Source organism: Psychrobacter sp. CX18, assembly GCF_057396215.1.
In genome coordinates, this window is record NZ_JBXYJH010000011.1 from 1 (window position 1) to 26561 (window position 26561).

Annotated in this window: 12 protein-coding genes and 2 tRNA genes; all 14 read right to left on the reverse strand. The window is 41.2% G+C overall.

What is annotated here, in order from left to right:
* The coding region (locus AC2SLT_RS09280) for a hemagglutinin repeat-containing protein (protein WP_486547512.1) at nt 1-854 on the reverse strand (854 nt) is incomplete at its 3' end.
* A 15-nt stretch (nt 855-869) separates the two neighbouring features.
* Complete coding sequence (locus AC2SLT_RS09285; RefSeq protein ID WP_486547381.1) at nt 870-1739, reverse strand: hypothetical protein; 870 nt, start codon at nt 1737-1739, stop codon at nt 870-872.
* Nucleotide 1740: 1 nt separating this feature from the next.
* The gene (locus AC2SLT_RS09290) at nt 1741-2577 is read right to left on the reverse strand and encodes a polymorphic toxin-type HINT domain-containing protein (RefSeq protein ID WP_486547382.1); all 837 of its coding nucleotides are present in this window, start codon (nt 2575-2577) and stop codon (nt 1741-1743) included.
* Between the two features lie 1777 nt (nt 2578-4354).
* The gene (locus AC2SLT_RS09295; protein ID WP_486547383.1) at nt 4355-12109 is read right to left on the reverse strand and encodes a two-partner secretion domain-containing protein; all 7755 of its coding nucleotides are present in this window, start codon (nt 12107-12109) and stop codon (nt 4355-4357) included.
* 403 nt (nt 12110-12512) lie between these two features.
* A complete protein-coding gene (locus tag AC2SLT_RS09300; RefSeq protein WP_486547384.1) occupies nt 12513-14285 on the reverse strand; it encodes a ShlB/FhaC/HecB family hemolysin secretion/activation protein in 1773 nt (590 codons plus the stop codon).
* A 257-nt stretch (nt 14286-14542) separates the two neighbouring features.
* A tRNA-Asp gene (locus tag AC2SLT_RS09305) sits at nt 14543-14619 on the reverse strand.
* 52 nt (nt 14620-14671) lie between these two features.
* Nucleotides 14672-14747, reverse strand: a tRNA-Val gene (locus AC2SLT_RS09310).
* Nucleotides 14748-14975: 228 nt separating this feature from the next.
* The gene (locus AC2SLT_RS09315) at nt 14976-16145 is read right to left on the reverse strand and encodes a beta-barrel domain-containing protein (RefSeq protein WP_486547385.1); all 1170 of its coding nucleotides are present in this window, start codon (nt 16143-16145) and stop codon (nt 14976-14978) included.
* Nucleotides 16146-16147: 2 nt separating this feature from the next.
* Nucleotides 16148-18784, reverse strand: a complete 2637-nt coding sequence (locus AC2SLT_RS09320; protein WP_486547386.1) for a type I secretion system permease/ATPase — start codon at nt 18782-18784, stop codon at nt 16148-16150.
* A gap of 222 nt (nt 18785-19006) precedes the next feature.
* On the reverse strand, nt 19007-20941 hold the full coding sequence (locus AC2SLT_RS09325; RefSeq protein WP_486547387.1) for a TolC family protein: 1935 nt from the start codon (nt 20939-20941) through the stop codon (nt 19007-19009).
* Nucleotides 20942-21355: 414 nt separating this feature from the next.
* Nucleotides 21356-22723, reverse strand: a complete 1368-nt coding sequence (locus AC2SLT_RS09330; protein WP_486547388.1) for a bifunctional folylpolyglutamate synthase/dihydrofolate synthase — start codon at nt 22721-22723, stop codon at nt 21356-21358.
* Between the two features lie 46 nt (nt 22724-22769).
* Complete coding sequence (gene accD, locus AC2SLT_RS09335) at nt 22770-23675, reverse strand: acetyl-CoA carboxylase, carboxyltransferase subunit beta (RefSeq protein ID WP_486547513.1); 906 nt, start codon at nt 23673-23675, stop codon at nt 22770-22772.
* Between the two features lie 114 nt (nt 23676-23789).
* Complete coding sequence (gene trpA / locus AC2SLT_RS09340) at nt 23790-24611, reverse strand: tryptophan synthase subunit alpha (protein ID WP_486547389.1); 822 nt, start codon at nt 24609-24611, stop codon at nt 23790-23792.
* A gap of 228 nt (nt 24612-24839) precedes the next feature.
* A complete protein-coding gene (gene trpB, locus AC2SLT_RS09345) occupies nt 24840-26087 on the reverse strand; it encodes a tryptophan synthase subunit beta (protein ID WP_486547390.1) in 1248 nt (415 codons plus the stop codon).
* Nucleotides 26088-26561: the final 474 nt, after the last annotated feature.

Here is a 26561-nt window from a genome sequence, read left to right on the forward strand (position 1 = left end):
GTCACATCAGACTGCCCTGCCATACCTGTTACACCAGCTTTGGTTGTACTGGTTTGACTGTCACCATCACTGCCATAGCCAATGCCTTGCATATTAGCTGAGGCTTTTCCGTTAGACTGACCCAAGCTTACGCCAACTGCTATGGCTTCACCGTCATAGTTACTATGGTTTTGGATATCTGAGGTGTCTATACCTTGAGCAAAGACAGTCTGGTTGTCATCAATTGAGGCTGTGGTGAACGCGGCGCCTTTAAAGCTGCCTTTGCCGCCAACCTTTAAGTCTGATTGCTGAGTGTAAATACCCGTTTGCTCAGTGACGGCGGCATAGTCGGCATCAAGGTTAGTCCTACCACCGTTGATAGATAGGTTAGAGCCTTTACCCTTACCAACTATGTCAATATCGGCACTAAACCCTGCATTTTTCTGCTTGCTGTCATACTTGTAAGTGTCTTGCAGGCTCTCTGCGTTTAGATCCCCTGCCACTTGCCCTGTGAGTGTGTCTGTGGTGAGTACACCGCCTTTGATATTGACATCATTGCCGATATCTAATGTGGTGGTGCCGCCCACATTGATGTGACTGTTGGCATAAGTGGTTGCGTTACTGTTGGCATGGCCTTTAGCGCCACTGGCGTTAAGGGTGATACCTGCGCTTGTCTCTCCACCTGGGTTAGTAGCGGCATAAGCCCCTATTCCAAAGCTTGAGCTTTTGTTGTTGCTGCGTGTTTGCTCGGTTTGTGCCACGCCGTTTATATTTAAATCATTGTCTGTTTTAAATAGGGCATTATTAGCGACACTGATGTCACTGGCATTGATGTTGATATTACTGTCTGGATAGGTACTAAATAAGCTACTGATACTGTAAAAGCTAAGCTAATACTGAAAATCCTCACCATAAGCTGTAAAGTCAAAAAAACCTTCTTGTCTATTCAATAAGTGAGCGGCATATTTGTCAATTGCTTCAGCAGGGTTATTGAGTTTTTTAATGCTATAAACATCTTGTTCTTCAATAAAAAACATTTCTTTTTTAGCGTGATTGACAATTGAGAATAGCTGAAAGTTTTTTGGTTGCTCTAAGAAGTTAAATCTAGTATCGAGTAAGGCTCGAAGCTGAAAATGAGTCGCATAACTATCATCATCTTCATAGTCTACTAAAAACGGCTGTTGAAACTTTTCTTCTAAAAAGGCTACTTTCTCTCGAGCTTTTTTGCTCTTTCCTTCAATATCTGGACAAATTGATCCTAAAGGAGGGTTGTTACTTGACGGTAGAGCACTTGCAACTAATGGTGGAATATGTGTACTTTCTGGAATATACCAACCTGCACTATGCCACAGCCACGATTCAATAATCTCTATAGGAAAATTATACTCATTTTGCTCAGCACTTTCTGTAATATAAGGACTAAAATCCAAATAAACAATAATCCCATTTATATCGATACCAAAAGCTGTCGTATCAGACATTATTGCTGGAATTTCCGATCTTTTAATGGCATAAAAGAACTTTTCTTTAACTTGAGAGAGCACTGCATAAGTTTCAGGTTGAGCGTCTTTAAATGGCTCAAAGAAATACTCATGAAAGCTTATATCTTTAGGTTTGACGTTTTTGAAGTTTAAAGGATCATGACGGAATCGATCTAATCCTAATGAACTAATTCGATTCTTATAATAGATACTGTCTGCGTTAAGTTCACTCATATCATAATAAACTTCACTAAATTCACTTAAAACGTAGCTATTCATTTTATTTTCCCTCTTTAGCTTTAATAGCATCTAATATATCTTGGCGAACTTTCCTTTGAATCTGATCAATATGTTGTTTGTAAGCAGGACTAATCGGTATAGGATTCCCATTATTACCGTATTGCACCCAACCGCCATTTTTATATTCTACTCTACCGCCTTTAGATGAGTTTAAATGACCAGGTAGGGGCATTAAATTATCAGGATCATTGATGATTTTGTTTAGCTCTGCTGTTGTTAGCTTATTACCCGCTATCTTTTTAGCTTCGGCTCTAGGTAAGATATGATCAACCGTGGGTTTAACATTATCAGGAAAATCTTTAAATTTACCATCGAATGGATCTAAATATCGAACCTTATTTGTTTTCGGATCCACCCAACCTGCTTCTTTAAATTTGGATTCAATATTTCCCCAGTTACTAGTAAACTCACAACAATCTGCATTATGAACCCAAACACCCAGCTCACCAATGTGATAGGTGCTAAAGTCTTGTACTTCAAAGTTATAAACGGTATCAGTTTGCTCTAAAGCAGTTTGACTCATCACGGTAGCGGTTGCTTTACCGTGTTTATCCAGTAACTTCATTCCTTCTTCTAAGATAGACGCTTTACACCAACCTAGTCCGTCAATCCAGAATGGATGCTCTTCGGTGGTGCCGAAGGTTTCTTCTAATCCATTATCATGCTGCACCTTAACCTCATAAATAGGTATATTAGGTGTAACTTTAGTAGCAACAACAGGGCGATAATCATACTTCTCACCAAATTCTTCTCGTGACCAAACCAACTCACCACGTTCAATCGTTTCAATTGAGGTTAAAGCGCTTGTTATGACCACACGTGGTGCGTTTACAAAGGGTTGTTGGATAAGACAATATAGTTCAATACTTCTTCATCGTCTTAGAAACATTATTAAACTGATTGGCTGGGATTGTTTTGTTAAATATAAAAAGGCTGGACTAAAAGCCCAGCCTTTTTATAAAATGAGCAGCACTTTTTTGTCGATTAGAAGAATATATACAATCTCGTCTTAAGTTTGATGTATGGATAGAATTAACTTACATCCATATTCGATATATGTTTATTTATAAAACTTAGGTGATTGATTGTCTAAAACAGCAGTGGCAAAGTGTGATTGATGGTAAACTGGCTTCCCTAGAATGGGGCGTAACTCGATCACAGCTCTCGCATTGAGAAGCTAAATCAATACTCAATCAATTTTTAACGCCTCTCAGGTTTAATAAAACTAACATTCATAATACGATTGGATATGTGTCATCTTATGAATTTGAAAGACGATTCTATGATAGTCCTACTATGTCAAGCAAAGCTGCCTGACTCATGTAATTCACTCTCGGATATATTCGGGGTTTTCAATATTAACCTAAATAACTAAACACTCACCAAACTTAGAAATAATATAAAAAACTTAATGAATGAGGTGATGACAAAAGAAATGTATTGCAGAATTTTAGCGTTTGTACTGCTAGTTTTAGTCTTTATTATCAGAAACAAGATTAAAGAATATACCAAACTTAGAGTAAAGAATATAAATAGTACAGTATAATCTATAGACTGAAAAACTATATATACTACAATACTTATATATATGTCTGATATAAACCCTAAATAAAATCTTTCTTTTTTAATCATATTGTATAGCCATGAATAAAACATAAATTTAATTTGTAAAACAAAATAGCTTAGTTTTTTCTACAATTAATCGAATAGGACATGTTGACAATTAACGTAAATGGATAATCATCGCTGCAAAGTAGATATTATCAGCAAACCACTCATCCGTTTTTTAAGCATGCATAGCAATTATCTTAAAGTCTTTAAGTTTACAAAAAAAGTTCTCAATCAAATGATTCCATTTGTACTTCTCTTTATCGAAATTTCGTTGCTTTAAACGAGAGCATTTAGGGGGTATAACGCTTAGCTACCACGAGCTCCTAAATCCAGTAGTAATCAGTCGGCATCAAAGGATCCATCGGAAAGTAATGCACCAAACTCTTTGTCTTCAATTAATGGTTTAACACCAGCCATATCATGCTGTTGTCATTTGAATAAGGTAAAGTCAACGGGGTTACCTAAAGCATCAACATTGCAATGATTTTAGTCTTCATACTGCCTCTAGGTTTGCCATTTACCTGACATAAAGCCCCCTTTTTTCCACCTTTTCCATAGCGCTTTACTTATAAGATAGTCACATTAATCATGGCATACTCTAAATCAGGGTCATTTAGAGCATTAAATAGGTTGCTAAACATTTTACTTTTTCCCCATCTAAGGTAGCTCTTATAAACACTGTTCCAGTTACCAAATTTAGGCGGTAAGTCTCGCCATGGGCTTGCCAGTACGAATAATCCATAGGAGCGCTTAAATAGACAGGCTGTTATCTAACGCTTTTTGCATCGGTCAGTGGGTATACCCGCGCAGTACGATGCTAACTTTGACCATTGGGCATCACTTTATGTTAGTCTAGTCATATAGTCCTCTATTTCTTGCTATATATCAACACACCCTAGTAAAGCTTAAAAAATAGCAATTAATATACCTAAAAACATGTTAATTGTTACTACATAGGCTAATCTTTCATAATTACTCATAAATTAATCTCTAGTTTTTTGTCTATCAATCCTTTCAAACTCAGATATCGCATTCCTTCGTTTTGTTATTTCAAACATTGAAAACTCTCCAAAATACTTACCAGATATTTGAACGCGTCTTGATCCATAGGTCGTATTATCACCATACCCGCTGCCAAAATCTGCCCAAGGATCTACATCAAAATCTATGTGATCAAGAGTTGAAGTGCCATAATTATATGTAGCCCGGCTGTTAGGTTGTTCGATATAAACTATTTTGCCATCGGAATTGCGTTCTCTGGAAATGATAACCTCAAAATTACCATTGTTGTGTATGTATTTTATATTAGGATATTTTCCATTAACCTTTTCTCTAACTTCATTACCAGTTACATTAAAATTATGAAACGCGTTTTTACTATCTGTAACAGCTTTCCAATTCTCGTTCAACCTACCGTTACTTAGGTCTTTTTTAAACTCTGCAATTCCCATTCTAGTTAGTCTTTCACGCTCAATAACATGTATCTTATAGAATTGATCACATTTTGCATAGTTTCTACATGAATCATAGGCATCATTAAAAGCTTTACTCTGTTTAGAGTCTATAACATCCCATTTATGAGTTACCTCTACAACACATTTAACTGATTCACAATCACTAAGCTCTCTAGCTTTTTGAGCTTTTTGTAAATGATCTAAATAATTATTATCTGTTTGGTTGAAGCTATTTATTGTACTTGACGTATCATCACCTACTACAGCCCCAATACTTGCAGATAAGCCCAATAAAATAGCACCTTTTGTATTATCATCATAGCCTTGACCTTCAAGATACTTATCGACAAACGGAACTGTTAGAGATGTTGTGCCGCTGCTAATTGCTCCATCAATACTACCGGTAGCAAGGGCGCCTATCATTGTGTGCAGGATAGTTCGATATGTTCCACCCTCCGCCCACTTCTTAGATTCTTCAATATTGCCTGTATCAATTAATTTAAGTTGCATATTACTCGCAAAATCCCCAACCGCCTTCGGTGCTTCCTGTCCAAAAGCCCTCGTAATATCAACCTGAGCCCCAAGCTCTTCATTGACGGTACTGGCATCAAAGCTATTAACCAACACTTCATTTAAGCTGTCTTTAGTAGCCGTAGTCACATCAGACTGCCCTGCCATACCTGTTACACCAGCTTTGGTTGTACTGGTTTGACTGTCACCATCACTGCCATAGCCAATGCCTTGCATATTAGCTGAGGCTTTTCCGTTAGACTGACCCAAGCTTACGCCAACTGCTATGGCTTCACCGTCATAGTTACTATGGTTTTGGATATCTGAGGTGTCTATACCTTGAGCAAAGACAGTCTGGTTGTCATCAATTGAGGCTGTGGTGAACGCGGCGCCTTTAAAGCTGCCTTTGCCGCCAACCTTTAAGTCTGATTGCTGAGTGTAAATACCCGTTTGCTCAGTGACGGCGGCATAGTCGGCATCAAGGTTAGTCCTACCACCGTTGATAGATAGGTTAGAGCCTTTACCCTTACCAACTATGTCAATATCGGCACTAAACCCTGCATTTTTCTGCTTGCTGTCATACTTGTAAGTGTCTTGCAGGCTCTCTGCGTTTAGATCCCCTGCCACTTGCCCTGTGAGTGTGTCTGTGGTGAGTACACCGCCTTTGATATTGACATCATTGCCGATATCTAATGTGGTGGTGCCGCCCACATTGATGTGACTGTTGGCATAAGTGGTTGCGTTACTGTTGGCATGGCCTTTAGCGCCACTGGCGTTAAGGGTGATACCTGCGCTTGTCTCTCCACCTGGGTTAGTAGCGGCATAAGCCCCTATTCCAAAGCTTGAGCTTTTGTTGTTGCTGCGTGTTTGCTCGGTTTGTGCCACGCCGTTTATATTTAAATCATTGTCTGTTTTAAATAGGGCATTATTAGCGACACTGATGTCACTGGCATTGATGTTGATATTACTGTCTTTGCCACTGCTTGTGGCAATAATGGCAAGGTTGTTCCCAGCTTGAATAGTTGAGGCTTGGCTTTGCTCACTATCGCTTTGTGTATTGGACTGCGATTTACTACTGCCTATGGTGGCTTGTATGCGGGTTGAGCCCACATCTTTTAGGTTGCCAGCTTTTATAGCTTCTAAAGCTGCGCCGCCTTGTTTAGCTAAATCTTTGACTTTGAGTCCTGCACTGATGGCTGCTAAGCCTTTCATACGAGGGCTACTGGTATTGCCTGCAGCATCAATGAGGCTGTCTATGTTTTGGGCGCTATCGATAAGTGAGTTTGAGACAGAAACCGTTAGTCCGCTTTGTTTGAATGTCTGCTCGCTTTGGTTGGTGTAGAAATCCATTTCGTTGTCAATATCAACGCTTTTGGCTTGATAGACAACGTTGCCACGCTCTGTATCGCTACTGTCAACAGATTGACGATCGCCTATTCCTGCAATGACGTTACTGCCTGTTTGCTGGATATGATTGCCAGCACTGATGCTGACGTTACCGTCTATCGCGCCGATGTTGCTGCCGGTATGGGTCAGTGCGGTTTGGGTGTTGTCATTTTCTGTTTTTTGCTTACCTATGGTAAAGCCGAACCCGCCTGAGCTAAATACGCCTGATTTTTTGGTGCTGCTCTCACGAGTGGTGCTTGAGGTGTTTTGTGCTGCTAAAATGTTGGCATTATTACCCGCTTTTATAGAGGTACCGGTATCGCTAACAGCATTAGTGGCAGTAAGGTTCACGTCATTGCCAGCGTCAAAGATAACTGTGTTACCTTCAATGCTATTGCTGATGGCAGTGTCACTTTGGCTGTCATAGCGGTCTTGGGTGGTTGTTTTGCTAAGCAGGCCTTTGTCAGTGACTTTAATGCCAGTAGATAGGTTTTGGGTGTGACGACCCTCTGTTAGGGTGATATCATTACCCGCTTTGAGTCCTACTGTGCCATTATCTGAGCTTAGGGTGACGGCTTTTCCTGTGATATCGTCACCTGAGAGGATGGTAACATCGCCTGTGCCTGTGATACGGCTACCAATGTCACGGGTTTCACCTTGTTTATAGTAGTTGTTAGCATCCCCAATGGCATTGGTTTGATAGCCTGTGTTCACGGCATTAAGCTTGGTATCGCCTGTGGTGTTGATTCGGGTACTGCCGCCTTGGTTGTTAAGCACTCCAGCTTCAAAGGTGGTGTTACCGCCGACATTGGCATTAAAGGTGATAAGCGGTTTGCCGTTTGCGTCAGTTTGACCTTTTAGACCATCACCGACATAGATGGTGGCAAGCTGACTGATGCCAGTTCGGCTACCTGAGCTTAATCCTTTGGTTGAGCTTGTGCTATAGGTATCGCTTTGGTTGTTGAAGTTACCACCGACGTCAAGATTTGCGGCATTGTTTGCGTTGATTTGGGCTTTGTTGGTGAAGTCTTCTGTAGTGTTAATTTGTAGGTAGTTACCGGCTATAACGCCGCCGTTTTCGTTAGTTAGATTAAGTGCTTTAACGTTCAGGGTGTTATGCCCAACAAGTTGGCCTTGGTTGTTGACGTTACCGGTGACGTTGACAACGATATTTTGGGCTGCTATGAGGCTACCTGTGCCATCGATTTGTGAGGCGGCTTGGCGGGTGTAGACTTTGGGGACCAGTACCTTTTGGGTGCTGCCATCTGCAAGCGTGATACTTTGCTCCTCTAGCCACACCATGTCTGTGGTAAGATTTGCGACTTGTTCGGGGCTTAGGGCGATACCTGGGCGTAGGTTAAGTGCTTTTGCCATGGTGATGCCTGCATCCATTAGCCCTTTATATTGTTCGTCATTGTTACTATAGTCGCCTAAGTAATAGCGCCCTGTGAGTGCCATGATTTGGTCTTTGATGTATTGTTGTTCATAGTAGCCATCGCCTAGACGTTTTTGGGTGACACTAGGATCTAGGTTTAATTGCTGCATCATGTAATCTGATGATAGCCATTTTTTATAGTCTGCAAAGGCGGGGTCGGTTTCAACTAAGTAGTTAGTTTTACTATCTGGGTTAATGGCATATAGGCTAGAGTTTGGCACAGTTGGGCTATTACCACTACTGCGTATCTCCTCATCGGCTTTTTTATTTTTGCTGGTATCCACTTTATCGGTTGTAGCATTAGGCGCATCGCTAGCAGCTGCCGTGAGCTGAATATCTGTCTTTAATATAGGTAAGGCGTCGCTATCTATTTGGTAAAACTCATCAGCAACGTCTTTTGTCTTAGAATAAGTGTAAGGCCGTTTACTGGTTGGATTATCACTCCTTCTTTTCCTTTTTGTATAGTAGGTAGTCTCATAACTATTTGTTTCCTCTAAGTAAGTCTTACCTAGAGTTGTTATGTTTTCAAAGTCAAAACGACTCGTCTTAGTAGGATCATCTTTTACGATTAAAGTTTTACCGTCCACGACAGTACTATGATCATTTATTGCTTTTTGAGCTGATAGGTTTAAGTTTCCACCAGCTCTGATTAAAGCGGGATCACTGCTTAGTGTTTTATCTTGGTATGTATTTTCATCGTAGGTAAATTTATTGTAATGGCTATAACGCTTGCCATCAGGTGTTACTAAAGTTTTTTCCCAGTCTCCATCCCATCCATGCTCATCGATCTCGATTTCGCTTTTATCAAACCGAACCGTTTGATCTTTTGGGGTATATTCAACTTTATTTGAGCTATTTATAAGAGCTGAATAGAAATCAAAATCAGCATTTTTGTTATTCAATAGTTGAGTACTGATACTCATATCAGATAAAGACTCTATTGTCGCCCCAATATTGTTCACGGCTACCGCTTTACCAGTGGCATGATACTCATCATCTAAACTGCCACCAATATGCATCTCACCATTACTAATAATTTGCGCTTGACCATTAAAGTCTGCATTAAATCTATTCGCTCGTGCAATATTAGCTTCATTATTCAGTTTTTGGACGCCTATATCTAACCGCTCTCGTGCTGCAATAACAGGTGCTGCGTTTGAACCTACTTTAAAGTAGGTGGGTGTGTAGGTTGTATGTGCATCTACCCATGCAGGGTTAGTAGTAGGGTTCGGATTAGTTGGTGGCGTTAATTTATACTCGATTGAACAGTTATCAATTTGCTGACACTCCTCTTGAGTAATTTCGGATTTGCTAATATTTATATCAGGCGAGTTGTTTAGCGTATTTGCTTGAATTGCTACATGATCACCATAAATACGACCATGACTATGATTGGTTATAATAGGAGCATCAAGATAGGTTTTACTACCGTTAATCAATCCTCTATTATCAAGCTTATTATGAGCTGTGAACTGGGTGCGATTAACACTCTCTACTTGAGCATCTTTTTCATTGGTAATACTATCTGCATTCAGACTCAAATTCTGCGCTTTGAGCACATCTTTATTGATTAAATTACCTTGTGTAGTGACATTAAGATCATTTGCTTTGATAGTTGAGCGCTTATCATGCGTTATATTATCATTAACGGTTAAGCTTAGTTTATTAGCGCTTATTGTGCCGTTTTGGTTACTATATCTATTGGTGGTAATAGTTAATGTATCACTGGCTAATATATCGCCTTGATTATTATTAATACCGGCTATATCTTTGGTGTTTAGCTTTAAATTATTGCTCGATATTAGACCCTGTTGGTTGTCGATATTATTTGCGTCAATAACGGCTTTACCATTGGCTAATACACCAAGCTGCTTACTATCTGCCGCATCTGTATTTTTATTACTCAGTACCCCTCCGACATGAATGTTCAAGTCTTGGGATGAGTCAGTTTGTGCTATTAATCCTGCATCATTACTTATATCTTGACCAGTAGTTATATTAAGATGTGATGCTGATACACTGCCTGAGCGATTAGTCAAATTAGCCTCTGTAGTTAGTGCCAATTTACCAATTGCACTAATTTGACCTGTCGTATTATCGATATTATCTTTTACGATAATGTTGGCATTGTCTCTACTCACAAGTTTGCCATCTATGTTATCAAAGCTTGCAAGTTTCCAGTTAACGTCATCTAATTGAATACGGCTATCACTGTTGTTAACCGATCCATTATCATTAATGGCTAATGAGCTAACGCCAATACTTGACTGCTGAGTATTGTTGAGGGTATTTGATTGTATGTCCATCTTGCCATTGGCATAAATGGATCCTGAGTCAGTATTGGATAGCGTATCCACTTTGATGCTCCCCGCATCAGTAATGGTTGGTAATGGCTCAGGATTAGTGTCAGGCTCACTGCCAGCATTTATATCATCAGTGCTATTAAGGTCACTGCTATTAATATTACTACCATTATCGGCACTAGTAGGTGGTGTGGTTGTCGGTGCGATAACCTCAGGTTCACTAGGTTCTGTCGCAGGGTTTGGATATAAGTTTTGACCGATGATAGCGTTGTTGTGGTTATCTAAGGTAGCTGTCTCAATAGACAGGTTGCCTTGACCTGTTTGTAGCAGTTTACCTGTATTGGTTAGGCTTGCCGCTGTGATATCAAAGCTACCTGCGCTAATCTCAGCACTGTCACCTACGTTGCTAATACCCTGTGTTTGCTGCAGTTTGGCGGTATCATAACCACTGATCACACCACTATTATCAAGACCATCACTGCTTAAATGAAGACCGCTGCGGCTACTGGCAATCGTACCAGAATTATCAATCTGATTATTATTTACATCAATATCAACTTGGCCCTGATTGGCCATAACGCTTCCAGTATTTACCAAGTTGCCATTGGCATCAAGATGTAAGGTGCCACTGGTTGCCATAATACTACCGGCATTCGTCACCCCCATACCCTTATCTGTACCAATTAAACGAATCTTCCCGGCATACATACCGCCAAGGCTTGATACATCAAGGGCAACGCCAGTTTGACTGTTAGTAGTGCTTCCGGTGGTATTGGTAACTTTTGTATTCTCAGGATTATTGTCATAGCTTACTTGGTTTGTGCCTGTTATCACATCTAAGTTTTTGGCCGCAATGTTGGCATTAAGCTGTGCGGTTTTGGCGATAAGCTGGGTGTAGTCAGAGTCGCTGCTATTCATCCCTGTGCCATCTACTCGAATAAGACCGCCTTGAACATCAAAGCCTGTCAGCATGCCATCTGTCATCATTGCCTCACCTGTGGTTAAGGTGGTTCTTGAGGCGTTGATAAAGCCGCAGCCTGAGCAGCTAATACCGGCAGGATTGGCTATCACCAGTTCAGCGCGCTGACCTGCAATCTCGGTAAAGCCGTTAAGTTTACTTGGGTCACTAGAGTTCACTTCATTTAAGATAACGTTCGCTTCCCCGCGTGCAAGCCAAGGATTGCCCTCAACCCATCCGGCCATTTGGGTTTGGGTGTTGGTACGGCTGTTGTTTAATATCGCACCATCAGCACCGACATCAAATTGACTAAAGACGTTACGTGATACGCCCGCTTTACTTGGGGTTTGGATGTTAACTTGCGTCATCCCATTTGAGGTGTTGATAATGGAGGCTTGCTGGTTTTTAGCGGCGGTCTGATCGGCAATAATCTGGGTGTTGTCAGCGTAAGAGAGGTTACTGATGCCAACGATACTAGCAAGTCCTAAGGCAAGCAGTAAGTGCGATCTTAGGGTGTCAAGCTTGCTACTTTGGGCAGTGCTCAGCGTTTGTGAGCTGGCAGCTACTTGACTGATATCACTGCCGGTACTTGCAGGATTACCCGTTTTGCCTTGTGCGCGGGCGGCTTCGGATACCACCATGAGCATGCCACGGGCTTTGTTGAAGATAACTCGGTAACATTGTGCGTTCATAGTGGTGTCCTATTTGTTTAATATTACTTAGGGCGTGTGGAACATTCGCAAATTAGCACTGCTGATAGCTAAAATCGTTCCAGACTAGGCGCAAACTGACGCTAATGTCTAGACCTTGGCTAGGTTTGTAACAACGTCTGGGGCGATTTTAGTATCAGCCCGAAGGGGCGGGACTCTTTTTTGCCAATATATGGCGAAATTTTCTAACTTAAAATGACTAAGCGTCAAAAATTTCACTGCATATTGACTAAAAAATAGTCTCCGCCAGTGCCATGGTCGAATGTTCCACACGTCCTATATAAATATATTGATATTTTTAATAAAAATTGCATGATTTGTGTGAAAGATTAATGAATAATCTAACATCGTAATTTTTGATTTACTATTGGTTAAGTGACAGTGTTTAGTACTGCCAACCTAGGCTAAAGCCTGTCGTCCAGTCTTTATCACTAAAGCCATCGGGTTGTTTGAGCGGATATCCTGCAAATAAGTCATAATTGATATGCGCAGGCTTTATATAGCCTTTAATACCGACCACACCGCCAATTAAGTGATGCCCAAGCAGCAAATCATCTTGTGCGCTATTGTCCATTTTGACATAGCCTGCATCTACCCCAGCGTATAAGGCATGCGGTTTGTCGCCTAGGTAGGCGCTGATTTCTTGACGAATGAGCGCACCATGATCACCACTTAGGCTTCGCTCTCCATCAAAGCCGCGTACGGTGTAGCGTCCGCCTATACTAAATCTGTCATTGGGAACTAGCGCCTCCACGGCATATTGGCCTTTGATGTTGGCATGATAGTTTAGTGCTTGTGCTTTGATTTTAAACGGATGGTTAATGTCGATATTGGTTTTTATGATGCCGGTACGGGCACTACCTTCATTAAATAAAGATTCAGGCGGGGTCATGGCATTGAAGGCCCCTGTACCACGCTGATAGCTCAAATCACTGATTATCTGGGTTTGTCCGATACTGGTCTCATAGCCAATGCCTGCTTTGTAGCCTGCTGTTTTACGGCGCTGTACTTCAACTTCGGTGTCATCGATGTAGTTGCGCTGCTGTTTGGCAAACAGACCCCCTGTTAGGTAGGTTTTACTGTGGTTGTCACGATGTACTAGGTGACTGATGCTGGCGTCGGTGGTGTAGGATTCTCCACTGTAGGTATAGTCTTGGTTGACGCCGGCAACGGTTTGGTCATAGTCATAACCACTGTGGGTTAAGGTAAGCTGGCTGTAGTGAATAGGTAGGGTATAACCGACGTTATAACTCCAGCTGTCACCGTCTTTATCTGAACCATCAATGTCATCTAGGCTACGGCTATAAGATAAATAAAGCAGGTCGTTATGCCACGTTGGATTATCTAGTGATAAAGTCACGCTACCTTGATACTCTCCAGTACTCTCTTGTCCTGAGTCATCAAGGGTGGCAGATACTCTAAAGCGTCTGTCTTGCTTGTACTTAATGAGGATATCGCTATAGCCAGGTTTGCCGATACGGCTACTTGGGGCAATGGAGAAGTCAGCGTCTGCTGTGGGTACTTTTTTAAAGTTCTCTAGTGCCTGCTCGATGTCTCGTACATTGAGCAGGTCACCTGTTTTAATGGGGATGGCTTTTGCAAAGTTAGCAGGATTGCCTGTGCTATCGGTGTAGATGGGGCGACTGGATTGAGTGTCGTCTGCGATAATTTGATCCACTCGCCCTGGTATTAGGGTGAGATATAGGTTGCCTGTCTTTAGGTTTTGGTTTTGTATTAAGACTCGGGAGGTGATGTAGCCTTCGTCAACGATGTGGTTTTGTACGGCTGTGACTAAGTTATTTATATCAGTCACGCTCATGCAGCTGCCAATAATAGATCTTGAGCCTTGGGTAAACGGTAATACGGCAAAGTTAAATTGCTCGGCAAGCTCACCTGTTAGATATAGGTGGTGTATGTCAAAACAAGGAGAGTTAGTGTCTGGTTGGGTAGTCAGTGCGGTGTTTTGTTGCGGGGTGTTGGTTTGATAGGCAGTGGTATCTATTGAAACATTAGGATTTGGGAGTTGCTGCTGCTTTAACGCTTCGCTGCGTTGTTGTTGATATTGGTATTGTTGTTCGGGTGTAAGAGCTTGAGCAGAAGTCGTTATTAACAGTATACTTAAAGGCAATAATGATAATGCATAGGGTTTAGTTTTCATAAATAATACATTTTATTAATAAATTGATGAATTAATTATAAATATAGTATACATACGTTGCAAGAATAATTTAATGAAACTTAACTTCATTTGTAATATTATAATACCCTATTAAACTTAAACTTAAACCCAAAATCAAACCCTAACCTAAAACAATTTTTAATAAAACACACAGGCATAAAAAAAACCCTAAGTAACTTAATACTTAGGGTTAAAACTTTTGTACTTACTTAAAAGGTAACTTAAGTTTTAAAATGTGGCGCAGCGGACGGGACTCGAACCCGCGACCCCCGGCGTGACAGGCCGGTATTCTAACCAACTGAACTACCGCTGCTAAGGTCGTCTAGCTTATTTATCCACTTGGTGTTTAAACCATCGCTATATAGTGGTGGGTGATGACAGGCTCGAACTGCCGACATTCTGCGTGTAAGGCAGACGCTCTACCAACTGAGCTAATCACCCTTAGGTCTTGCTCTGTGGGTGTGTATTATATAGATTTTCATTAGTGTGTCAAACCTTTTTTTCAAATAAATGAGATATTTGTTCAATTTATTCATTTAGATGATATCTATAGCTTACTCCCCCTACTTGTTACCTAAAACTAAGTCAGTTGCCACAGATGTGACAACTGGTTAAATACCGTATCCAATAACATTACATAGACCTACCTGTCGAAGGGCACTAATACTATTAACGCTCTCCTAAGCCCTCAGATAGAGTCTTAGTAATTGGTTTGGTCAAGTAGGATAACACGGTACGCTCCATCGCTTTGATATCGACACTGGCTGTCATACCAGGCTTAATAATAATTTCTTCACCACGATCAGCAAACTCTGCCTCACCAATCTTAATTAACACCCGATAATAAGGCTCTTCCCCTTTTGGCGTCGTCTCAATTAAGGTATCAGGACTGATATAGGTGACTGTACCATGCATAGCGCCAAATATAGAGAAATCATACGCATCTAATTTTACAGAAGCGGCTTGTCCTTCTTTGACATAAGCAATATCAGCAGGGCTGACCTTGGCTTCTACAATCAGATCACTGCTGGTAGGTAGTAACTCCATAATGACTTCACCAGGCTTAACAACCCCTCCAATGGTGGTAATATTAATGCTATTAACTTTACCATCTTGAGGCGATAATAAGCGCTTCTCATCCAAGACTTGGGTGCGGTCGCGAAGCTGTTCAAGCTCACTATCAAGCTCTTCTTGAGCCTTGGTCATTTCAGCTTGAGCTTCCTCAAAATACTTATTACGCTTGTTATTTATTTGGGCCTCAATATCAGCGACTTGACGTCGTAGTTTAATAACATCAGCCTGACTCACATCACCATATGCTAATAAAGGCTCATTCATACTAAGCTCTTTATTCGCCAAAACTAGCATATCTTCAAGAGAGGACACCTCTTCTTGAATGGCTTGGCGGCGACGGTTATAAAGCTGTGTTTGGTTTTCCACATACTCTGGATATTTTAAGACATTCTTTGGGAATACAAGAGGTCTATCAAAGATTTCAGCATTAAGACGGGCTAATTTTGCTTGTAATGCCGCTGTTTTTGTCGCTGAGTTATCATAAGCAGCTTTCGCTCTTTCTTCTTCTAAGATAACTAAAAGTTGACCCTTCTTAACATCATCCCCTTCAGAGACAAGTATGTCTGTTAATACACCACCTTCTGAAGCTTGAATTTGTTGAGTGCGATCACTCGCGATAACAGTTGCTTTCGCTCGAGTTACTTGGTCAATTTTTGCGAATGAAGCCCACACCAATAGTATGATAATACCTGCAACGGCAATCCAGATAGTGAGGCGAGCACGGCCAACTTTTGGCTGTGTGGGAATATATTTATAATCAGACATGCCTACTTCTCTTCAGATTTTGGGTTAATAATAATCGTTTTGGGCTTAGCTTTTGCTTTGGGAGCTTTTTTATCCTCTGCACTGACAATCTCAACATTAGTAACTGCTTCAACATTGCCTTTATTTGCCGTGGTATTGCTAGGCTTAACATCTTGCCTCTCCTGATTGACAACCGGTCTATCGGTCACCGTGTTCTCAGAAGTCGGTTTTATGGTAATTTTTGTCTTAGGAGATGAGCTCTCCGTAGACTTAGCCGTTATGTTAGTCTGACTCCCGCTTTTCGTTTGTGGGGTGCCTCTACTGTCAGTAGTGCTAGGCTGAGAGCTATTCGGGTTACTATCACTCGGTTGATTAGGTTGATTAGGATGACTAGGCTCATTTGGCGTATTAGGTTTAGCGTCAATAGCAGGTCTTTGTTCAGACTGCTGAGTGAGTTTATTGGTACTGCCTTGTCGTTTAGCCTGCTCATTTTGCATAAGCTGTTTTAGTACTTCTTCTTTCGCACCATCCATAATAATCTGGTGCTTGTCCATAATAATAATACGATCTACCAAATCAAGTAGTGCCGTTTTATGAGTGGACACTACCAGTGTTTGACCATGCTGTAACTCTTGTTTAAGCACTTGCAAACAGCGTTGTTCTTGTCGATTATCCATCGATGCGGTAGGCTCATCAATCAACATGACTGATGGTTTTGTCAATAATAAGCGGGTAAATGCAACCAATTGCTTTTGCCCCCCTGACAGTCCACGTCCCCCTTCACTAATGGGTAAGTCAAGACCGCTTGAATGGTTCGCTACTAGATTTATTAAGCCTGTTTTTTGCATTGCCTCATGTAAGACATCATCTTTAGGTGCCGGCATACCAATCAATAAATTTTCACGCAATGTGCCTTGGAATAATCGATGGTCTTGTTGCAAATAGCCTACTTGATCACTTAACGCTTCACGGCTAATTTGTTGAATATCTAACCCATCCAACAAAAGTCTACCTGAAGTGGGCGCATATAAACCTGATAACAATTTAAGTAATGTCGATTTACCAGAACCAATAGGACCTAAGATAGCAATACGCTCACCTGGTTTGATTACTAACTTTTTAACGGTTACCGCAGGACGATCATTGCCCACATAATTGAATACGAGATTATCACACTGGTAATGACCTCTAATCTTCGTAGGTGATAAGGGGTAGTTTACGCCATGATTATCTTGCTCTAACGCAAAAATGGCTTCAATCATGCTTTTAGCTGCTTTAGCATGAGAGAACTGAACCAATAAGTTAGGTATTGACATTACTGGTGCAAGGACGCGTCCACCAAGGATAGAACAGGCAATTAATCCACCCATGGTCATATCACCGTTCATCACCACAAATGCCCCAGTGATAACAATACCCACGTAACTGACTTGTTGTAGCATTTGGGTAAAGTAGCTTAGATAGTCATTCGCATGCTTCATATTAAGATCGTTCTTAATAGTAATGTTCATGACATCTAGCCAACGCGATAAAAACTTCCAACTACCAGCGCCTGCTTTGATGGTTTCAATGCCTTCTACAGATTCAACTAATAAACCTGTCTTATAGTAAGAAGCAGAGGCACCTTCAGCCGCAATCGCATCAATACGTTTACGGGCAAACAGCCCCATAGACAAGGCAATGATTGAGGCAATAATAGGTACTAATGCAATAATTGGTGCACCGATATAAGCAATTAAAGACAAAAAGATAATGGTCATGGGTAAATCGACCAACGCAAACAACGTACCCGCCGTAAAGAAGCTACGAACTTGCTCATAGCCTCTTAATTGGGCTGCCATCGACCCTACTGAGCCAGGCATTTGATCAATACGCACTCTTAGCAAGCGTTGAAAGACTTCGCGAGATAAATGCTGATCGAGACCAACCACCACTTTATCCATAATTTTCGATCGCGCAAATTTCATAAATGCTTCGAATAGTATGAATAATGCCACACCACTGGCGAGAATAATGAGGGTGCTTACACCGCGAGTGGGAATAACACGATCATAAACTTGCAATGAAAATAGCGATACTGCTAATGCTAAGAAGTTAATCAAGAATGAGGCGACGACCGCTTCAAATACCACACCTTTATAGCTGAACAGCTCTTTTTTTAGAATATCTGTAAAGCTTGAATTACGCTTTTTGATATGATCTTCGGTTAATCGTAAACGCAAAATAATTTTTAGTTCATCTAATGGTACATAGCGAGTCTGTGAGTCCTGACGGAAGCTCCACGTTCCTTGAGGTGTTTGACCGTCAATAACCCCCCACCCATGTCGTATATGATAGGCCAGTAAGGGTAAAAACGCGGCATCTGGTTGCTCTAATATTTCAGGTGTTTCTGAGACGCCTAAACCAACAAGAACACTGATTACTCCGCCAAGAGTATCGATACCACGGCCTTGCTCGATAGCTTTTTGATTGTCATGTTTTCTGACCACATCTTGCAAACGTATCGTATCAATAGGGTATCCCTGTTGACTTAAAATATGTCTTAAAGCATCCGCTAACGAGCGTGCGGTGGTTAATTCTTCGGTGCTTGTCATCAAGTCACCCTGCGACCCTACAGTATCTATAGTTGAGTTACCAGATGGGTTTTGATTTTTGCTCATATTTCCCGCTTATTTAAAATAATTTCTTATCCATTGGATAATAGTATTTTGAATGTTATTTAAAAGATTATTCCTTCAAAACTAATGGTGCTTTTAGTTTAAATAAAATATCTTTTTTAAAGTAAACATTAAATTTGCATGCTATTTATTTAATTAAAATAATCTTTTATAGATCTAACCATATAGTATCTAACTAAGTATTCATGTCCTGAAGGTAAGGTATTAATCTTTAGGTTTTGAATCATTAACCAGTACCTTATCAACAGAATTGCGCGATATAGGTATTTGAGTCATAAAATTCTTTAAATTAACGTTGTTTTGTGGAGGATTTGATGATGTCGTTTCAAGGGATGAGTTAGTTGTATTAGGACTATTTTTATCAATATCAATTTTATCAGTATCAATTTTATCAGTATCAATTTTATTAGTGTCAGTCTTATCAGTATCAATTTTATTAGTATGAATTTTATTAGTATCAGTGTTATTGGTATCCGTTTTATTAGTGTCAGGTTCTACACCACTATTTACTACGTTTTCTTGAGTCGCCAGGTTTGCTTTAACAACAACCACATCAGTTTCTGATACATCTGTATTGACTGTATTAACAATGGGTCGTCCATTTTCATCAAGCATAACGAACTCACCATTATCAAGCTTTTGTTCGATAGAAGAAGGAAGTGATATATGGATATATTCATCTTCCGAACTTTCATCAGCCTCGTTATACAAGCTATTAGGGACTAAATTAGGGTTCGAATTTGTCCCATTTTTTTGACCATATCCAAACTGACGGCTATTAACAGAGTTCTGCTGGTTATTTACCCATTCTTTCACAGGATCAAGCGCATTAAACATTTTGACGGGCTGACGGTTTTGTGCAAACGTTTGCCAAGGCATTAAACTAAAGTCGACTTGCAGCTTATAGAATGAGCCAAGGATTTCAGAGCGTGTTTGCACCAAACGTATTTGATAATCACTTAATTCGCGTACTGCATTGAGTACTTCAAGCCAAGACTTACGACCCGCTATAAACTGACGTTGATAGGAGTCTAAGACAATTTGCGCCCCTGCCACAGCGGATACCAAGGATACTTCACGACTTTTTGCACTGGCAAACTGTTGATATTGAACTTGGATATTCTCCATGACACTACGCTGTGCGGCTTCTTTATTTTGAATTAAACTGTTAACACGGGCTTCAGATGCTCGGGTCAGTGCAAGGTTTGAAAAACCGGCTCCAGGCTGGTAGTTTAATCCGACGTAAAATCTACCATCATCTTCTTTGGTATCATGATCATACGTATGTGTATATTCTGCAAAGACAGTGGGATATTGTGACGCACTTTGCGCTTTCACTTCTTGCTTTGCAGACTCAATTTGGAATAGCTCTTTTACAACAGAAGGATTATAAAAACTGGCATTATCAAAAGCCATCCTCTCAAAGCCAATCGATGCTCTTTTGGCTTGTTCCACAAGGACACTTAACTGGGGTATATTATGCTCGCTGCCACGAGGCAGGGGTCGTCCGGTAATTTGTTGAAGACGTGCTTCTGCAATGTATTGCTGCTCTTGAGCAGCTTCAAAAGCATTGGTTTCTTGAAGGATACGGTTAGCAACTAGCTCAAGGTCAATACGAGCTGATACACCTTGTTTCACTCGGCGATTCATCATCGCTTCAAATTTTGCTAACTGTTGCAGATTATCAAGATAGACCCGTTGCTGAGCTACCGCATTAACATAAGTCTGCCATGCCTCAATAGTGGTTTTAGCCACCTCATTTTGTTGCGCATATATATTTTCGACCGCCGCTTTATCATCAAAAATAGCTTGGTTTACATTAGCGGTAAGTCGCCCACCCGTCCATAGCGGCTGACGAATACCAATCTCAGATACGATATTATTACTACTGTTGTAACTGGTTGAGGCACTTGGGGTAGGAAGTAAATTCAACTTTGCAGCCCTGATTCCCTCTGTCGTTGCCTGTTGTTCTGCTCTTGCTGATCCTACTAAAGGATGAGTTTCAATAGCTCTTGAAATCAGTTCATTAATTTCTGAATCAGTGGTGACTGAAGCAGCGTAGCTGGGTAGGCTTCCCCCTGTTATCAACAGGATGGCCATTAGCAGTTTGTTTTTATATTTATATGGGCTAAACATCATAATGTGTTAACTTATTAGTCTAAGAGTGAATCGATGCCAATGGCACTATTGTAGCAAAAATGAGTATTGAAAAACGCAACGCCTAAATAGTTTAGGTTGCAATACTACTACATTTTATTTGAATTTACTTTCAAAAAATACTTAATTCTTGTTTTATATCATAAAATAATTTAAATAGTTAGTTAAATTTTTGCTTAACTAATGTTCCATAAAAGTATTAATTATCACTTAATTCTAAAAATTTTAAGTCTTTCATTATTTTAAAGACTGTATATGACGGTAAGTTTATGACTACCCTATAAGCTGGAATCGCACGTTTAAGCTTGATAAACTTTAAGAGTAATGAAGAAAGTCATGCTTTTTCATAACAGCTAATCAAACTAAACTAAAACATATCATACTATGTATAAAAACTTAAACCGATACCAACACTTCACCTATCGTATGAAATGATCCACATACTAAGATTAAATCATCTACCTCTGTGGCATCAATGACGGCATTTTTTGCCTTAGCAAGTGACGGATAACTGAGTATCTGAGCCTGCGGATGCTGGTTTAATACCTTCGTTAGCTGCTCAATACTAGCGGCTCTAGGATGGTCTATTTCAGCGATATGCCAGGTTTGGATCGGCAACTTAGCCTCAACTAATAAGTCTACCACCTCGCCAATATCCTTATCTGCTAACATCGAAAATACAATATGCAACTTACCCTTCGGATAGTTAGCCTGATGAGTCTGCCAAAATGGGATAAACTGACTTAATAAAAAGCGCATCCCCTGCTCATTGTGCGCCACATCAAATAGCCAATGTCGACCTGAAATATCTCGGGCATCAAAACGTCCTGCCAGCGTGACTTTTTGCAATGCTTTTTGAAGGTGAACAGCGGAGATATTAAGATTGCTGGCTAGCAAGGCTGCCACTGCATTGGCACTATTGACTAATGATAGCTTAGGTTTTGGCAACTGCAAAGTGACACGGGCACTACTAAACTGCCAAACGGCATTTGACGACTGCTCTTTTTGAATAGCAGGTTCAGTCGTTAATGGCTCAGTGAAATCATAATCCTTGCCTATTTGATAGCACGTACAATTTAGTGCATTTACTCTTTCACGTACGGAAGCTGGCATGTCGGTCTCGCCGTATACTAGAGGAATACCCTGACGCAATATACCCGCCTTCTCAAAGCCAATCTTTTCTCGAGTATCGCCAAGCCAATCAATATGATCAATACCCACATTGGTAATCACCGCCAAATCGGGTTCTATGATATTAACCACATCCAAACGACCCCCAAGTCCGACTTCTAACACCCAGACATCACAATCTGCCTGAGCAAAAATCAACATGGCAGCCAGTGTTGTCATCTCAAAAAAAGACAGCGTCAGTTCGCATTTTAGGCGAGCCTGCTCTACCTCTACAAAGGCATCAATAAGCGTTTGATCACCCACGGGTTGTCCGTTAATGCGCACTCTTTCATTAAAATCAATCAGATGCGGGGACTGGTATAGTGCCGTTTTATAGCCCGCTTGTTGACAAGCAGCACTGATCACAGCAGTGGTAGAGCCTTTGCCATTAGTGCCTGCCACCGTAAAGACATAGGCATCATCTTTTGCAGACTCAATCAAACCTAGATGTTCAGCCACTGGAATAACCCGTGACAGTCCCATATCGATAGCAGTGACATGTATCTGCTGCATATAATAAATCCAGTCCGATAACGAACTGGATTGAGTGGGGGTATCAAGACTAGAGGGGGTATTAGAGACAGTCACAGTCATTTAATCTCGCTACTAAAACTATACTTAAAATTAAGACACTGAGCATTTACACGCGCATCAGCTTCGCTAATAATCGATACACCGTATCATTAAGCTGATGACGATGCACAACCTGATCAATCACACCGTGCTCAAGCAAATACTCAGCACGCTGGAACGGTTCTTCTAAGGTCTCACGTACCGTTTGTTCGATGACACGCTTACCTGCAAAGCCAATCATCGCTTTAGGCTCGGCCAAATGGATATCACCTAGCATTGCCAGTGATGCCGTCACACCACCATAGACAGGATTGGTCAATACCACAATATAGGGAATGCCGGCAAGACGCAGACGCTCAATAGCAGCACCAGTCCGAGCCATCTGCATTAAGGATAACAATCCTTCTTGCATCCGAGCTCCACCAGAGGCGGCAAAACAAATGAGAGGGCTCTTATTGGCTAGCGCCGTTTCAGCCGCTTGCACAAAGCGATCACCCACGACTGAACCCATCGAGCCACCCATGAAACGAAAGTCAAAGGCACATGCCACCACATCCAAGCCATGCAATTTGCCTTTAAATACGATTAGCGCCTCAGATTCACCTGTTTTTTCCTGCATTTGATCCATGCGCTGGGTATAAGGCTTACTATCAACAAACGACAAGGGATCTCCAGTCGTAAACTCTTGACCCAACTCCGCATCCACCTGATCTAAAAATCCAGTCAGCCGATCACGGGCGGTCATCGCCAAATGGTAATCACATTGTGGACAAACATACGAGTTAAAAATTAATGCCGTATTGGTGGTCATCGAATGACACTGGGGACACTGTGTTGATGGCTCCGTTTCAACTGCGGTTAGTTGTGGAAGGCTATGACGCTTAACGCGTGGCACTGGTCGAGACAGCCATGTGCTACTGTGTTGATCAAGCTTAGCAATGGCAGCTTCCGTTTTAGACTCACATACTGACATTGACTCCGACTCAGTATCATTTGGCTTATTTTTTGGGGTACTGTTTACTTTGGTCATAGACTTGTCTATTTATAAAGGATTTTAATGCACAATAACTATAAAACAGATTAGCCTTTATAAGGCATCCAATGCCTGACGTAATTCATACATTTTATCCATAATGTTTGCTTGAGCACGGGTGATCTCCTCAGCACTTGACTGATTATTCAATCCAGCAAAGTGTTTCACCAGCTCACTCCCAACGATAACCCCATCAGCATATTGACCAATAGCCGCTGCTGATTTTCCATCACGAATACCAAAGCCCACACATACCGGTATATCTGTTTCTTGTTTAATCGCTTGTACTTGCTCGCTGACGGCTACCGTATCTAAACTTGCCGACCCAGTCACACCCTTTAAGGATACGTAATATATATAGCCACCACAATGGGTCATCACTTGCTGGCGACGCTCTGGCAACGTGGTTGGAGACAATAAGAAAATCTTATTCATATTGTGCTCAGCCAAATGCTCTACAAAGTTCCCAGACTCAGCAGGTGGTAAGTCGACAACCAACACCCCATCGACGCCCGCATCTTCACACAAACGAATAAACTCATCATAACCAATAATCTCAATCGGGTTTAGATAACCCATTAAAATAATCGGTGTCGTGGTATCTTGCTCCCGAAACTGCTTTACCATGGCGATAGCCTGATGGGTACTCGTGCCACCAGCTAAGGCACGCTCACCTGCCAAAGCCACCGTTGGGCCATCTGCCATTGGATCAGAGAATGGCAACCCCACCTCGATCATATCAGCGCCATGCTTAACCAAATCATGCAGTAAGCCAACGGTAACGTTTGGACTGGGATCACCGGCCATCACATACGGAATTAACGCTTTTCTATTTTGTTCTTTTATCGTTTTAAAAGTGTTTTCAATACGGGTCATAGAGGTCTCTTAATTCGTCATCATTTATTTATTAAGTATCAGGATTCTAAGTTTTTAAATCTAAGCTTCTAAATCTAAGTTTCTAAATAAGCTTTTAAAAGTAACCACTCAAGATTTGAATTATTAGAACTCACGCAGATTTAAAACACTATGTAAGTTCTAGGTTTCCCATTAAGTTATTTCATTCACTCTTAAACAGTTAACCTTGAGTTAGGCACTAAGCTTTCTTTAAAGCTCAATGCCTTCCGCCTTCATTACCGAATGCAAATCTTTGTCACCACGTCCCGACATATTAACAATAATAGTCTGCTCAGGAGTCATGGTCTTTGCAAGCTGTAAGCCATAATATACCGCATGCGCCGATTCTAACGCAGGGATAATACCTTCTTTACGCGTTACTTCATGGAAGCCTTCAAGCGCCTGTTTATCGGTACAGCCGACATACTCGACACGCTTAATATCTTTTAAGAAGCTATGCTCAGGACCCACACCTGGATAGTCTAGACCTGCTGAGATAGAATGCGTCTCAAGGATTTGCCCTTCATCATCCGCTATTAGATAAGTACGATTACCATGTAGCACCCCTACTCGGCCTTTGGCCAATGGCGCAGAGTGACGATCGGTATCTAAGCCATCTCCTGTGGCTTCAACGCCATAGATTTTCACATCTTTGTCGTTTAGGAAATCATAAAACAGACCAATCGCATTCGAGCCACCACCGACACACGCTACTAGAGCATCAGGCAGTTTACCTGTTTTTTCTAAATGCTGAATACGCGCCTCTTTGCCGATAATCGCTTGGAAATCACGTACCAACAGTGGGTAAGGATGCGGTCCTGCACAAGTACCGATAATATAGTACGTGGTATCGACATTGGTGACCCAATCGCGCATCGCCTCATTCATCGCATCTTTTAATGTGCGTGAGCCCGATTCCACTGCCACTACTTTTGCCCCTAGCAGACGCATACGATACACGTTCATCTTCTGGCGCTCTACATCATCGGCGCCCATATACACAATACATTCAAGGCCCAAACGCGCGGCAATGGTCGCCGTCGCCACACCATGTTGACCGGCACCTGTCTCTGCGATAATACGCTTTTTACCTGACATTTTAGCCAGCAATGCCTGCCCAATCGTATTATTAACCTTATGCGCGCCCGTATGATTTAAGTCTTCACGTTTAAAATAAATCTGCGCCCCGCCAATCTCATCACTGAGTCGTTTGGCATGATACAACGGCGTCGGACGACCCACATAGTTCACCAAATCATTGTGATACTCTTCCCAAAACTTAGGGTCCTGCTTCACTTGATAGTATAGCGTTTCAAGCTCTTCAAGCGCCGCCATCAACGTTTCAGAAACAAATCGACCACCATGAATCCCAAAATGGCCACTGGCATCAGGGTATTGTCTAAAGTCTTCACTGTCGTCTATTTCATCGTTATGTAGCACAGTATTAAAATCATTCATAATTTATCACTCTATTCTAAAATGTATTTTTATTCGATTTAGATCATTATAAGGGGTTATCTCGCAAAGAGAAATTAAGCTTTAGTAAACATTTTGATGTCTTATTATTTAATCACTATCTTATCGCATTAAACTTATTTAATGAGAACTTTATTTAATAACTTAATACTCAATTTTGCAGTGAGATTTTCAGTATTATTTATCAGGCACGCAGTGTCATCAGTGCTAATAGTATGATTAAAAGCCTTAAAGTCTTGTAGCTATTCTCGCCATCCGCTTGTATCGACTGGATTGGGCGAGACGATGACTAAAGCCAGATGCGTTCCTGTTATCTCGATACCGCCTCTGACTAAGACATCGTCACTCGCCCTACCCAGTAGTATACCGCTACTGTCAAGGCTAGCGGGTCACATCAATACTCTATTTCAAATCTATTGTGGTTTGAGTTTTAGGGTTCGTTGAACATCCAATGCT